10 protein-coding genes and 4 pseudogenes are annotated in these 14,855 nt (G+C 36.4%); 4 read left to right on the top strand and 10 right to left on the bottom strand.

From position 1 onward, the window contains the following. Nucleotides 1–241: 241 nt before the first annotated feature. The 3 genes and pseudogenes from H1D32_RS11230 to H1D32_RS11220 all read right to left on the bottom strand — a co-directional run bounded on the left by H1D32_RS11230 (nt 242) and on the right by H1D32_RS11220 (nt 2,868). A complete protein-coding gene (locus H1D32_RS11230; RefSeq protein WP_261178387.1) occupies nt 242–1,255 on the bottom strand; it encodes a hypothetical protein in 1,014 nt (337 codons plus the stop codon). Between the two features lie 97 nt (nt 1,256–1,352). Next, a pseudogene (locus tag H1D32_RS11225) lies at nt 1,353–2,299 on the bottom strand (ATP-grasp domain-containing protein). A 149-nt stretch (nt 2,300–2,448) separates the two neighbouring features. Next, nucleotides 2,449–2,868 (bottom strand): DUF4395 domain-containing protein, encoded by a 420-nt coding sequence (locus tag H1D32_RS11220; RefSeq protein WP_261178386.1) that lies wholly within the window; start codon nt 2,866–2,868, stop codon nt 2,449–2,451. 233 nt (nt 2,869–3,101) lie between these two features. On the opposite strand from H1D32_RS11220, the pseudogene H1D32_RS11215 reads away from it, so the two are divergent. Next, nucleotides 3,102–3,623 (top strand): annotated as a pseudogene (locus H1D32_RS11215) (hypothetical protein). Nucleotides 3,624–4,230: 607 nt separating this feature from the next. Here the strand turns inward: H1D32_RS11215 and H1D32_RS11210 are convergent. From H1D32_RS11210 to H1D32_RS11190, 5 genes and pseudogenes are all read right to left on the bottom strand, one after another. Beyond that, a complete protein-coding gene (locus H1D32_RS11210; RefSeq protein WP_261178385.1) occupies nt 4,231–4,458 on the bottom strand; it encodes a hypothetical protein in 228 nt (75 codons plus the stop codon). A 93-nt stretch (nt 4,459–4,551) separates the two neighbouring features. Continuing rightward, nucleotides 4,552–5,763 carry a threonine ammonia-lyase gene (gene ilvA / locus H1D32_RS11205; protein WP_261178384.1) on the bottom strand — a complete coding sequence of 404 codons (1,212 nt, stop codon included), beginning with the start codon at nt 5,761–5,763 and terminating at the stop codon, nt 4,552–4,554. A gap of 133 nt (nt 5,764–5,896) precedes the next feature. Next, nucleotides 5,897–6,232, bottom strand: coding sequence for a YckD family protein (locus H1D32_RS11200; RefSeq protein ID WP_261178383.1), 336 nt, complete (start codon nt 6,230–6,232; stop codon nt 5,897–5,899). Nucleotides 6,233–6,578: 346 nt separating this feature from the next. Then, nucleotides 6,579–6,982 (bottom strand): annotated as a pseudogene (locus H1D32_RS11195) (thiol-disulfide oxidoreductase DCC family protein). Next, a pseudogene (locus tag H1D32_RS11190) lies at nt 6,966–8,659 on the bottom strand (M3 family oligoendopeptidase). Before H1D32_RS11190 ends, H1D32_RS11195 begins: the two co-directional pseudogenes overlap by 17 nt. Before the next feature lie 1,194 nt (nt 8,660–9,853). Between H1D32_RS11190 and H1D32_RS11185 the strand changes: the two are divergent. Both H1D32_RS11185 and H1D32_RS11180 read left to right on the top strand, forming a co-directional pair. Beyond that, on the top strand, nt 9,854–10,645 hold the full coding sequence (locus H1D32_RS11185; RefSeq protein WP_261178382.1) for an alpha/beta fold hydrolase: 792 nt from the start codon (nt 9,854–9,856) through the stop codon (nt 10,643–10,645). A 310-nt stretch (nt 10,646–10,955) separates the two neighbouring features. Next, nucleotides 10,956–12,014, top strand: a complete 1,059-nt coding sequence (locus H1D32_RS11180; RefSeq protein ID WP_261178381.1) for a DUF3900 domain-containing protein — start codon at nt 10,956–10,958, stop codon at nt 12,012–12,014. A 63-nt stretch (nt 12,015–12,077) separates the two neighbouring features. Here H1D32_RS11180 and H1D32_RS11175 read toward each other — a convergent pair whose 3' ends face one another. Then, entirely contained in the window at nt 12,078–12,956 is an 879-nt protein-coding gene (locus H1D32_RS11175) for a LysR family transcriptional regulator (RefSeq protein ID WP_261178380.1), read from the bottom strand. Between the two features lie 104 nt (nt 12,957–13,060). On the opposite strand from H1D32_RS11175, the gene H1D32_RS11170 reads away from it, so the two are divergent. Then, nucleotides 13,061–14,281: an MFS transporter gene (locus H1D32_RS11170; RefSeq protein WP_261178379.1), complete on the top strand. Its 1,221-nt coding sequence runs from the start codon at nt 13,061–13,063 to the stop codon at nt 14,279–14,281. A gap of 73 nt (nt 14,282–14,354) precedes the next feature. Here the strand turns inward: H1D32_RS11170 and ybaK are convergent, their stop codons facing one another. After that, nucleotides 14,355–14,837: a Cys-tRNA(Pro) deacylase gene (ybaK, locus tag H1D32_RS11165; RefSeq protein ID WP_261178378.1), complete on the bottom strand. Its 483-nt coding sequence runs from the start codon at nt 14,835–14,837 to the stop codon at nt 14,355–14,357. Nucleotides 14,838–14,855 lie beyond the last annotated feature (18 nt).

The following is a 14,855-nucleotide window of genomic DNA, read 5'->3' as shown; positions in this document are numbered from 1 at the left end:
AAAATTACTTTTGCCATCAGTAAAACTCCTTATTTTTACAATTTATCGAGTTATTGTATAACCACTTCTACTATCCTACCAAATATTAACTTACAATCAAAATGATATGAAGAATTGTTTCGCGAAAGAACAAAGCGCTGGAGCTAGACTATTACTGTAATTAAATTTATCCACAGGTAGGAAAACTCAAAAATCCTAAACAAAAAAAACTGCAGGCTCAACTGCAGTTTTGAAACGACCCTTAGATATTTTTAAAGGATTCTCTCGCTATTTTTGCTACTTCTTCAGGAACTTTATAGCTTAGTGGTTCTTGTTGTAACGCCTGAAAGAAACTCATGTCACTCGTACTAAGAGCACCTACTGTTAGACGAGGAATTAGTCTCGCATGAATTTGGCTATGCTCAGTGAAGGTAAGGGCCATATTAAAACTAGCAAACCCCTGACTAGCTAATGTAGCAAAAATCCCTTTTAAGCTACTGGCAAAATCGAAAATATCCTGTTCACTAAGTTCCGACACTGTAGATACACGCGGAAAAATAGCAATAAAATCATTATGACTTTTCGGTGCGAATGCATGCATCCAAGCAACGTTCCCTTTTTCGCCTATCCATCTTTCTCCTAAAGCTTTCTCTGTAACATACAGCTTTTCAAGAAAATCTTCACCATGTTCTTTTTCATAGCTAGAAGTATACTTGTTCATTTTATCCTGATAATTCATCGGCGTTTCTGACACGATAATATGTAGATGGGGATGGAGGATACTTCCACCGGCTAAAGGTAGGTAATTCCAATTTATCGAAGCGTATCTGGCGTCTTCATCGTTAGCCATTACTCGTTCAATATATTGTTTTGCAGCCATGAAGGCATCTCGGATCATCGTTTCCGTAAATTCTTCTAATTGTACATAATGCTTTTTGGAAAATATGACAACTCCATTATGTTTACTATATGGAAACAGATTTGGAAATAGTAATGCATCCCCAACAGCAATTCTTCCTTGTTCAGAAATTCTATTTGGAAATACTGGTGTGAGCTTTAAAACATTGTCCGCACAAAAAGGACAATTAGCTCCTCCTGTTTTTTCTGCTTCCTCAAAATAATCAGGAGGAGTTACCTTCATTCCTGGATCAAAAACTAATCTTGAAGTTTCTTGTGTTAGTGGATCAAAGCGAATTTCTGTTTTCCGTCTTATTTCATTTCCCGATGCATCAAAAAAGTGAAACCATTCTTCCTTTTTTCGAAAATGAATGCCCATCTATTCTCCCCCTACGAAAGATTTTCTCTCCTTAACGTTATAGCATTTAAGTTTAAATTTCCAGAAGATTTCAACAAAAAAACTAGAGAATTTTTCTCTAGTTCTTCTTTGCAGCATTTGCAAGCTGAGAGCCCAAAAACTTTGCCAACTCTAGCATACCATATCGATTGGCTATTACCTCAGCTTCAGGATTGTAGTTCGTGTTCGTATTCACATCATACGTAAAAATGTTTCCTTCTTTATTACGGATAAATTCAATTCCTGCTACATCAATTCGATTGGCAGAAAGGAATCGTTCGTATTTCTTAATGATTGGATGATGAAATTCTGAGTCAATTTCAAACTTTGGCTTTTTCTCCCGTACTTCACCTACTGGACAAAACAAATCGCCTATTTGACAAGCGTCAGCCGGACAAAGTTCAAAGCCTTCTGTTGTATTTACGTTCACTGCATACAAAAACTTCCCACCAATAAATTCACACCTTGTAATAATAGGTTCAGGCGCTTCAATATATTGTTGGATAAGTGTAATACCATCGACCGGCTCATCGAATTGTTCACTATAAACATAATCTCTTAAACTCTCAATACTATGAATAATTGGACGCCTAAACCTTTACCAGCTCGATTGTGCTTCGTAATAAATTTCTGACCAGCAAATGTTTTCGCTGCTTCTATTAGCTGTTCTTTCCCTACTGCTGCAATGGTTCTCGGTGTCTCAATCCCTTCTAAGTTAAGGGCCATATATTGGTTTACTTTGCTAAGTTCTAACTGAAGAGCATGACTACCATTGAACACTTTTTTTCCATTTCGTTCTAACCAAGCTAACATAGCTCCAGTTAGTTCCGGAGCAAAGCGATTGCCTCTTGTATGTGATGACGCACTCATCCGGTTATAAAAAACCCCTTCAGGTGCAACCGAACCCAAATCCACTGTTCCTTTTGAGAGATGCCACTCTTCATAAGGCAACTCAAGTTCTTCTAATCTTTTTGTTAAATGAGTAGTCCATTCACTATTTTCGTGAATTATATAGATTTTTCCCATAAAAAACTTCTCCCCTTTTGATTTGGGTAAATAATTTTTTTTGCTTCAATCCCTCTCTAAAGCACTTCAAGAAAGACAAGCATTCGCCTGAGAAAAGAGGTGTTTGTATTTTTCCGTTAATTTACTTCTTGCTATTACTAAACATCAGATCAAACTTTCTTTACTTTAAATTTAAATCTCTTAAATTGGAAATATAAAAAACAACCTACACAAAAACCGAGTAATGCAATCGTTGCAGCAACTGTAACCATACCTACAAAAAGCCATGCAATCCAGCTATCAAATAAAAAATGGACAATCAGGGCGATTGTAAGTAATACAGCAGCAATTGTTTGGTTGAACTTCTGGAGTTCTGCTGCCTCTGTTTTTCCACTCGAAGGTTTTGGAAACATTCGTTTGGCTATTTGAAAAGCTAGATTTCCCTTTTGACCAAACATTAAAGGAAAAACTACAAAAAGGAATGCTATTACTAAAAGCCAACTGCTTTGGAAAACGATCGAACTTCCCGTTAGTGCAACTAAAAATACTTGGTTTGTTCTTACATAGGAAATCGGAATTTCTTTAATCATATTGTACACCCCTAAAACTTATTATTCATACCTATTTTATCGGTTTTTCAAATATAATTCAACACTCATGTAATTTATAAAACGTTTGCTAAATTACATATATTCTAGTATAATAGATAACTGTTGTTTGTAGTTAGAGCTAATTACAAGAACATTTTCACTACTTTTGGCATAACGATACTTTAAACACTCCCCTTAGTGGATCAAGAACAATAAGGAAGGAGCAATACCAAATGTCTTTCAAATCCGCTTTTCTTGATGAGCGAGAAACCAAAAATGAAGATGAATTAAAGGAAGAAATTGAAGATCTTGAGTTTCAAATGTTTCGGATTCAGGATAACCTAAAGGAAATTGCTAAGAAGTGGCAGGTAATCGGAATTGAACAAACAAAGGAAAATAATTGGGTGATTATTTATGCTGCAGACGACGGTGATAACTGCAAAATAATGCTCAATGATTGTGAAAGTGCCTTTCGTGGAAACTGGGACTTTTCAATTCAGGCCTCCTATGCCGATGAAAACACCATTCATATAGGTGATATTAAAGGTCCAGGAAAATAGGGGTTATGGCTCAATTTGCATAAATTATTTAAAGGAACTTGCTAAAGACCAAAATATTGCATCTATTACAGGTGATATTGTGAAACGCGACTGGGATCATAAAGAGCGCCTTGTTCACTTTTATAAAAAGCACAATTTTAAAGTGAACATAGATAAAGAACTAAATCTGGTGAGATAGAATGGCGTCAGAGATAAAACAGACTTGATTTAGTTGCTTTATTTATATGAATATGTTATAGTTAACTCTATTGCTTATGAACACACTTAAAGTTATTGGATTTTCTTTCCTACGTAAATTAATTACATGACATATATAAACCATATTTAATATTTACGAGTAAAATCGTCTGGCATCTTTTAACGCTTAGCTAGCCTTATTATAAGTGCACGGCCAAGGAGCCGTAATGATAAAAGAGAGGTAGGGCTTTTGTTTTTTAAGGAATTAAGAGGATACAGAGACATTATCGCGGCAAAATTTTAAGTTATTATTATCATAAGATTAGAAAAACTGGCGAGGAACCGCCTACCTTTTCTTATACTTTAATTCCATATAAAGTATTAAAAACCGAGCCAAGATGAGGAATCTTCGCTCGGTTTTTCCTGTTTTTCACCATTAATTTACTTATCTTACGACGATATATCCAATCATTGGTCCATTTCTGTTGCAAGGTTTCATGGGCGGTACAGACAATTCGGTATATGCCTTCCTCAGAAAAGTTAACCTTTACTCTTGTTTCCTCGCCTTTTTTTACATTTCCTTTTACATCAGTTCCTTCAATATAAAACGGATGTGATTTCCCTTTTACACCATAAAACTTAACGTAACATCTTTTCCTTTAGGTACAAAAATGGTACCTGGATCCCAACGATATACCTCAATTTCTTTTCCATCTTCAGTTTCCGATTCAAACTCAGTCGTAATAATATGAATAACCAGATCGTCGTCACTATTTGCCGATACGTTTTCAACTTCGATTAATTGAATTCCCATCATAAAACAAAGAATTCCTACCATTAATAATTTTTTCATATTGTTCACCTCGAAAGAAGTATGCGCAACATTTTTATATTTATTCATATGAGTGAATTTCTTAATAACGTAATATGCAACAAAGAAAAGTGCTTACAATAAGACGTCTAACTCATAGCCCCTCTCCCTCAACTGAGTCAGTATTTGTTCTATATGGTTTCGATTTTTAGTTTCCATAGATAATAGTAGTTGAGCATAACCCGGGAATATTTTCTCACCAACATGTTGTAAGGAAATAGATAGTATATTGCCCCCGAGCTCTGAAATTAGTCCCAATACTTCCTGAAGGTGTCCTGGTTTGTCTTTTAGGATTGTTGAAAAATGGACAAAGCGACCAGCTTCCACCATTCCATGTTCAATTATTCTCGAAATAAAATTCACATCGACATTCCCACCACTTAAGATCGCTACAACCTTTTTACCTTCGATTGGAATTTTTTTATAAAGTAATGCAGCTAAAGCGGTCGCTCCTGAACCTTCTAAAAGCAACTTGTTTCGTTCAAGGACCATTAACATCGTACGAGAAATTTCCATTTCATCAACACAATAAATATCATCGACATAGTTACGAACGATATCAAAGTTTCGTACACCTGGTTTTTTTACTGCAATACCGTCTGCCATTGTCGGGTCCGCCTCAATTTCAATGGGCTCTTTCGCTACCAATGAATGTTTCATACTAGGACATGCTGATGCCTGAACACCATAGACTTTTATGTTTGGATTTAGTTGCTTAGCTACGAAAGCTATCCCTGCAATCAAGCCTCCACCACCAACAGGACAAATAATTGCCTCAGTAGTTGGTAGTTGTTCAATAAGTTCTAATCCTATTGTTCCTTGCCCAGCGATGATTGCCTCATCATCAAATGGATGGACAAATGAAGCTCCCGTTTTCTTTTGCAGTTGAAGCGCAAAATGCAATGCCTCATCAAAACTACTTCCCTTTAAGATAACTTCAGCCCCATATCGCTTTGTTGCTTCAATCTTACTTAATGGAGCACCTTTAGGCATAACGATCGAGCAAGGTATTTTTAACATTTTCGCTGAATATGCGACTCCTTGGGCGTGGTTACCTGCAGAAGCAGCAATTACCCCCCTATGGAGCTCGTGGTCACTTAACGAAAACAACTTATTACAAGAACCTCTTACTTTAAATGATCCTGTCTTCTGAAGGTTTTCTAGCTTGAGAAAAACTTCATTATTTGCAAGTTCACTAAACGTACTCGAATAATCAAGTGGTGTGACATGAACGATTCCCTTCATCTTCTCCCGCGCTTCTTTTACGTCTGCCAATGTTACTGCCATTTATTTATCTCTCTCCTTCTCCTCTTTCAGTTATCCCTATTTTTCACAAGCCCTATGACTTTATGCAGAAGTCTTCTCGGCTAAATGTTTAAAAAAATAAAAGCTTGGGTTTACTCCAAGCTTTTATCGTATCCTAATGGTCTTTGTGACTACGCTTTCCTTTTTCCTTACAATATTTATCCCACTTTGGTATAAAGCCGTTTTCCTTTAATATTTCGAAACGTTTATCAAATTTCTCGACCATCTTTTGTCCTGTTTCTTCATTAAAAACGCCATACTCAACGTACTTGTTAATTACTTCTTGTTTATCAGAAAAAATTTTTTTCATTAGCGTTTCTAGCTCTTGTTTTTGAGCTTCAGTTAATTCAACTTCATTAATACCCTCACAATCCATATGAGCATGGGTTGTTGTCACTATACTCATACATAATAAAAAACCTATGAAAAAACTAACTGATAATCTCTTCATTTAAATCACTCCTATCTATTAAATTCTAGAGTATCATTTGCAAAAAAAGTTATTTTTATCCATTTAAACTTCATTCCAATAAATTTGCCCCACAAAAAGGCCTAACCATTTTTGGTTAGACCTAAGAAAGTTCACTTTCACCATTAAGAATATAAATCTATTCTGCGCTACCTAAACTTGATAAGAGAAAGTGAACTTTCGATGTTTACCTATTTAAAGGGTAGAACCCTAATGGAAGTTCACTTTCAAAATAAATTATTTTGCGCAAACTTCACTTGATATAGAAAGTGAACTTTCGAAGTAAAAACTATTTACAAGGTAGACCTAAGTTATCCCACATTGGAAATCAACTTAAAAATCTTTTTCGAATGTCAGCGCTCGGGAGCGAGCAACTATCTCCTTTGCCAAACCACTTATAACGATTCTTTGCAATAAATTCATAAACCACATCACGAATTGGAGTTGGAATGATCAAAAAACCGTAAATAGACGCCAATATCCATTTAAATTTCTACAAATTTTTAAAGCTGCAGTCGATTTTAGGAAATAACGCCCATCTTCAATTAAAACAAGACTGTTTATCTCTTTTGGCACTGAGTGTTCTTTGACTAACTTTTGTCCAATATCACTTTGAAGAGAAGCAAACTGAAAGTAAGCATCTTTATCTCTCTTAATGATAAATTGCACGCTGCTGTTACAAAAGTTACAAACCCCATCAAAAAGAATAATCGCTTTATAGTTTACTGTCATCAACCCCATTAAGCCATCCTTCAATCTCACCTATAACTGACTCTACACAACCATCTTTAAATGGTGAGATTAAGTTCGCCACTGCTACAAGTTCGGTAAATGATTGACTACCACCTTTTTTGCATAATGTCACATAATCAGCCCATGCTCCATCTTGATCTTCATTAGCGCGCTTCCAAAATTGGAACGCACATATTTGCGCTAGCGTGTAGTCAATGTAATAAAATGGACTATTAAAGATATGACCTTGTTGGTGCCAAAAACCACCGCGCTCTAAATAATCATTTTCAGCGTAGTTTCGATGTGGTAAGTACTTTTTCTCAATTTCTCTCCAGCCACGCTTACGTTCTTCTGGAGTTAAATCCGGATTTTCATAAATAAAATGCTGGAATTCATCTACGCTAACGCCATATGGAATAAATAGTAAAGCGTCACTTAAATGATGGAACTTGTATTTATCTGTATCTTCTTTAAAGAATAGCTCCATCCACGGCCAGCAAAAGAATTCCATACTCATAGAGTGAATTTCACAAGCTTCATATGTCGGGAAGTGATACTCAGGAACAGCAAAGCCTCGACTTAAATACACTTGAAACGCATGCCCCACTTCATGAGTTAATACATCGATATCTCCACTTGTCCCGTTAAAATTCGCAAAAATAAACGGAGATGAAAACTTAGAAATGTACGTGCAGTATCCACCACCAGCTTTGCCTTTTTTGCTAACAAGGTCTAGTAGCTGTTTTTCTCTCATAAATGTAAAAAACTCGTCTGTTTCTTTAGATAATTCCTGGTACATCTTTTCTCCATTTGCAATAATCCATTCTGGATCACCTTTTGGCGTCGCATTTCCAGTACTAAAAGCAAAACGATCATCATAATACTTTAATTCTTTAACGCCAATTCTCGCACGCTGCTTTCTTTTAGCTGACTAGCAACTGGTACGATAAATTCTTTTACTTGATTACGAAAGTTGGCAACCATTTCACCGTTATAATCAATCCGGTTCATTCTTGCATAGCCAAGCTCAACGAAATTGTTAAAACCCAGTTTACGCGCGATCTTTGTTCTGACCTTTACTAACTGATCATAAATATTATCAATTTTTTCTTCATTTTCAGAAAAGAAATTATACTTTGCTTCCATCGCTTTTTTTCTCATGTCGCGATCAGTCGACAATTGAAACGGTACTAATTGCGATAAATTTCTTTCTTCCCCTTCAAAATCGATTTTTGCAGACGCAATCAATTTTGTATACTCACTTGAAAGCTTGTTTTCAAGCTGTAAATCTTCAACGATCTCAGGTGAGAATGTCTTCTGCGAAAGTTCCGCCATCGCAAATAATTGCTTTCCCCACTTTTCTTCTAACTGCGCCCGGAAAGTCGAGTTCGATAATGCCTCATAGTACTTGTTTACAAAACCTTGGTATAGCGGATCTACCTCATCAAAGTAATCTTGCTCTGTTTTGTAAAATACGTCATTTGTATCAATCGTGTGTCTGATGTAAACCAGTTGCGACATTGATTCAAATTCGTTTCGCAGCTCATTAATACCTGCCATTATTTCGTCCTGCACCTCAAACGTTTTCGCATTGGAAAATTTCTCAAATAACTCGTTAAATTGAACCTCCATTTTGTTAAGATCTGGTCTTACATATTCATAATCCTGAAAATTCATGAACCTCTTCCTCTCTATGTAACATACTTTATTCATTATATTTCGCCTTATTTGAAAAAAATACCTTTCAAAAAAAGTAAATCATTACTTACTTGTACCATATTATCAATTAGCTTACTACCATTTTGGTTACCAGGGTCAAGTAGAACCCATCTTCGAGATCTGGTTTAACATTAATTCAAAGGGAACGGGTAGATTAGGTCTACGCGACCGAATTTTACATTTTTTTAGGAGAGCATGGTCCGTAAAACTATTCTACGTGACTGCATTTTACATTTATTAGGATTTGCGGTCCGCAATACCATTATATGCGACTATATTTTACATTTATTAGGATGTCGCGGTCCGCAATACCATTATACGAGACTATATTTTACATTTATTAGGAAAACACGGTCCGCAAAACCATTATACGAGACTGTATTTTACATTTATTAGGAAAACACGGTCCGCAAAACCATTATACGAGACTGTATTTTACATTTATTAGGAGAACACGGTCCACAAAACCATTATACGAGACTATATTTTACATTTATTAGGAAAACACGGTCCGCAAACCATTATACGAGACTATATTTTACATTTATTAGGAAAACACGGTCCGCAAAACCATTATACGAGACTGTATTTTACATTTATTAGGAAAACACGGTCCGCAAAACCATTATACGAGACTGTATTTTACATTTATTAGGAAAACACGGTCCGCAAAACCATTATACGAGACTGTATTTTACATTTTTTAGGAGGGTGCGGTCCACAAAACCATTATACGAGACTATATTTTACATTTATTAGGAGGATACGGTCCGCAAAACCATTATACAAGACTATATTTTACATTTATTAGGAGAATACGGTCCACAAAATCATTATACGAGACTATATTTTACATTTATTAGGAGGGTGCGGTCCGCAAAATCATTATACGAGACTGTATTTTACATTTATTAGGAGAATGCGGTCCGCAAAACCATTCTACGCGATAATATTTTACATTTATTAAAAAAACGGTCATAGAGCCCTCCTACCTGACTGCCTCTATATCGCTTCCCTACTAACACCCATTCTACCTTGCTATTACTACATCATTGATCATCTAAATATTACTAGTTTGTACAATTCCCCTATTCTAGTAAAGTCGTGTTATAATAGCTAGAGTATTTTATTGAAAAGCGAGGTGTTGTTTACGTGCTATATTATCGTGAATACCTTAACAGCGAAGAAAAGCCTTGGGTCACGTTTATTCATGGTGCAGGCGGAAACTCTAACACTTTTTTTAAACAAATAAAAGATTTTCGAAAACACTTCAATGTCCTCCTGATTGATCTAAGAGGTCACGGTAAATCAAAGAAGTCCCGTTGGCAAAAAGGAGATTCTTTTGTCCAAATTTCTGATGATGTAATTGAAGTGTTAGATTATCTAAACATAAAGGAAACACACTTTGTTGGGATATCACTAGGAACTATTGTTGTTCAAACAATGGCTCAAAAACATCCAGAGCGGATTAGCTCAATGATACTGGGTGGCGCAGTAATTAAGCTTGATATTCGTACCAATTTCCTTATAACAGTCGGGAATTTAGGGAAGCACTTCATTCCTTACATGTGGCTCTATCGCTTATTTGCATGGATTATCATGCCTAGGTCGACCCATACGGAATCTCGAAATGCCTTTGTTGATCAAGCAAAAAAAATGTGTCAAAAAGAATTTATTAAATGGTTCTCTGTCACAAGAGCGATCAATCCATTTTTAAGTAAGCTTCAACGAGACTTCTTTAATATCCCTACATTATTTGTAATGGGCAAAGAAGATTATTTATTCCTTCCACCAGTAAAAGAGTTGGTTGGTCAAAACGACAAGTTGGCATTAGAATGTATTGAGGATTCAGGTCATGTATGTAACATTGACCAGCCTGAAAAATTTAATGCCGCTTCGATACAATTTATCTACCAACAATATCAATTAAAAGAAGTTTTATAGTTAAGAAGAGTGCAAGCACCCTGGGTAGCAAAGGAACTTCCTCGGGTTACTTCTCTGCTTTGCGACGAGTAACCGCAGGAGCAGATGGTTTGTTTGCGACGAGTAACCGCAGGAGCAGCGACAAGCAAATGTTCTTCGAGAAAAAAGTGTGCTCTTTCACTTTTATTCTCGAAGGTTATTTGACCTCGAGGGGCTGGGTGCTTGCGCTAGACATCATATACTAAAAACGTTTATAGTTTCTAAGCTTGTTATAAAGGACTTTGTCTATTGACAATCGTCCTTTTCTATTTTTTAAGAGGTGAAAAAAATCATGGATTTTGATATTCAATACCTTTCATTTTCAATTATTAATATAGAAGGTACTGGTGAACAAGCAAATAAATCTTACAAACAGTTGGCAACACTAGATGATTACAAGTATTCAGAAAGCGCGCTTAAACCATTCTTAAATGGTGAGCTGATGAAAATTACAAAGCGTAAAGTTGAGCGCCATCCAAAATCCGAGCAAGTGCCAACAAAAATTGGACGGTTTATCGTTGAGCCTGGTTATGATTTAGCCTCTAATCCAAACTATAACTTGTTCAACCGTATCCGAAACGCTACTCAGATTGACGAGTTTTCAAAAGGATGCCGTGAACTCATCCAAACCTATACCGATACAACCGCAGTTAGGGGCGGCGTATTAATCATTGCTACAGCAAAACTAAACAAGTACTTTGATGAGCCTTTTGTATTCGTTATGAAATGTGATTTCGAGCCAAAAGTTGCATCAATCACTGATGATAAGACACTGATTAATAACGTTGAGATGGCCATTACAACAAAAAATATGAAATCAATTCAATATCCTTACATGCCTGAGGAAGGAATGTTAGAGCCAGGTGAGCTAAAAATCCATCAAGCTTCCCACTCTCGTTACTTTGAGGACTTCTTAAAAGGAGTCACGTATGAAAAATCAATGCCTGAGATTGTAAAGCAGCAAATGGTCGATTTAGTTTACGAAGATATTGACAATGTTTTTACTGAACCTTCTGAGGAACGTGTTCAAGCGGAAAGTGACTTAGAAGTATGGGCAACGAGCCCAAAGCGAGAACTTCAAGAAAGATGGTCCGAAGAGCAAGTTGTTGAGGCAACAACCCGAATTATCGAGCATGCTCCGGAAATTGAGCTGAAGTTAAAACTGGATCATATGTCAGTGAAGGGGCTTCTTGCCGATTTCGGTGACTCTATCCACATAGCAAAAGTAAATGACCGCTATGTCGTTCTCATCGAAGGCGATATGTTTCAGTTTGAGAAGAATGTTTCTCCAATTGAATTTTTAAAACCCGGAGATTTGCACGAAATCGTTGAGAAACTTTCGAAAAAATAGGTACAAGTTTTCAGTATTGGTGATTAGCAAATCCAAACATAACTCTAAACTCATACCTCAAAACTAAAGAACCCATTTTTCATTACGGACGAAATCTACGAAAGCTTCGTTAGCTTTTGATAGATACGTCCTTTTTTTCCATGCAAGGCCAAGGGACAAAGTAATAGGTGGCGTCAACGATAACGGGACAAAGTCCTTATCATCTTGTATCACCATTTTCAAAAATAACGTTACCCCTAACCCTTTTCTTGTTAAAGACTTTGTTAGCGATATTTGATTCGTTTCAAAGGCAATATTCGGAACGAGTCCCAAATCTTGAATATGGTTGATGACAATGTCTCTTTGAAAGTAGCCCTCTTTAAACAAAACGAGAGCTTCTCCTGCCAATTGCTCGTAGGTTATACTTTTCCCCTGAGCAAGTTTGTGTGTTGCCGGAACACAAACAACCATTTCCTCATTAATAATTGGAATTGATTCAAGTTCCTTTGTCGTTTCGTCTAAAATAATAACACCTAAATCAATTGTATCATTTTCAATATTCGCTTGAATTTGCTTTGTACCATCTTCAATAATCGAGATGTTTAAATGGGGATAAGCTTTTTTGAAGGCTACGATAATATTTGGGAAGTAAAACGACCCCATCATTGAAGGTAACCCTAATTTCACTTCACCTCTTTCTAACCCACGTAATTCTTCCATCTCTAGCCTGGCTTCTTCTAATTGATCAAAAATCTTTTGAACATGAATAAGAAAGCGCTCGCCTTCCACAGTTAATCGGACAGCCCGATCATGTCGATGAAACAAGGTAATCCCTAGCTCTTTCTCTAATTTTTTTATAGCCATACTGACAGCTGGCTGAGCGATATACAGCTTTTCCGCTGCTTTTGTGAAACTATTCGATTTTGCTGTTTCAAAGAAACATTGTAACTGACGAATTTCCATACCAGCCTCCATAAATAATATTTATGTTATTTATAAATATTATATATTTTATTTATCTCTTTAGCGACTGTAAGATTAGAATCAACTACGAAGAGGTGATAAAATTGATCGAATTAAAATCAAAAGCATTTTGGCAAGCTTCAATTGCTCTTGGCCTAGCATCCTTCATCGCCTTTGCCAATTTATATTACACACAACCCATATTACCATTAATTAGTTTAGAATTTTCTGTATCTCCCTTAGCCTCTAGTTTAACTGTTTCATCAGCTTTGCTTAGTGTCGCACTATTTTTCTTTTTCTTTAGTGCACTTTCAGATGCTCTCGGAAGAAAAAAAGTAATGATGGTGGCAACTATTCTTTTGATACTTACTACGTTTGCGATTGCATTTGTTCAAAGCTTTCATAGTCTTTTAGTCTTACGCATTTTACAAGGAGCGTTTATTGCTGGGATACCAACAATTGCCATTGCTTATATAGGAGAAGAATTTTCTCCAAGAGCGTTAGGTGTCGCTATTGGCATTTACATTAGCATGAACTCCATCGGGGGAATGAGTGGTAGAGTATTAAGCGGGGTATTCACAGAGATCTTTAATTGGAGAATTTCATTTATTTTGATTGGCTTGATCAGCCTGGTTTTTTTCGTCTTATTTATGAAGTTGCTGCCGCCTTCAAGCTATTTTAAAACACGAAAATTCGAGCGTCATAAGGCCGTCGGTGACTATTTTAAGCATTTAAAAAATCAAAATCTCCAACTTGCCTTTTTGGTTGGAGGCTTACATTTCTTTATCTTTGTAGGACTCTATAATTATGTCACATATTTATTGACTGCTCCGCCATTTTTACTTCCGACCGTTTTTATTGGTGTGTTATTCTTAACCTATTTGCCTGGTACGATTAGTTCAACACTAGCAGGAAAAACGGCTTTATTATGGTCGCAAAGTGTAACGATTGGACTAGGGATTATCCTCATGGTAACCGGCACTGTGATCATGCTTTTTATTAACTTACCGGCAATTATCGCTGGGTTATTACTACTAAGCTTTGGTTTCTTTTTTGCTCATTCAGCTTTAAATGCATGGGTAAGTAAACGTGCTTTCTTCGCAAAGGCATCCGCATCAGGCTTATACCTAACATCCTATTATGTCGGTGGGAGCCTTGGCAGTTTCTACTTAGGATTTTTTTGGCATTACTGGCATTGGCCAGGTGTAATTGCCGGAACATTGCTAGTTTTATTAACTACGAGCTTACTCGCCTTCAAAATGGTACTAATTGAACACAAAGAAAAAGAGCCTAAACACAACTATCAGCTCTTAAAAGTAAAATAAAGAATGTAGTCTTTAGCCTTAGCGCTTCTTCGATGCCCCTTCGATAATTCTACATTCTACATTTTTTCTATATTCACTTTATAACTAACTCTGCTAAAGCACCCTTTGTAACTTTCAACAAATCCTCTACGGCTAGCTCGATTTGAATTCCGATTTTGCCGCCACTTACAATAATGGATGGTAAACTCTCAGCACTAGCATCAATGACTGTGTGAAAAAGCTTTTTCATACCGACTGGCGAACAGCCACCACGGATATACCCTGTTATGCCTAATATATCCTTTACCGGAATCAGCTCAATCTTCTTTTCGCCAACGGCTTTGGCTGCTTTCTTCAAATCTAATTCATGCCAGACAGGAACAATATAGACGAAGTATTCCTTACTAGCACCTTTGGCTACCAATGTCTTATAGACCAGGTGAATGTCCTTCGATATTTTGTGGGCAACAGACACACCATCAATTTTCCCATCTTCACTATCGTATGTATAAGTCTCGTATGTGATTTTCTCTTTATCTAATAATCGCATCGCGTTCGTTTTCTTCTCTTTTGCCATTTTTTTTCACCTCACCTT

Origin of the sequence: Anaerobacillus sp. CMMVII (assembly GCF_025377685.1) — a bacterium.
Classification (GTDB): domain Bacteria; phylum Bacillota; class Bacilli; order Bacillales; family Anaerobacillaceae; genus Anaerobacillus.
The sequence above is the reverse complement of the archived record's forward strand: the minus strand, read 5'-3'. Positions and strand labels throughout refer to the sequence as shown.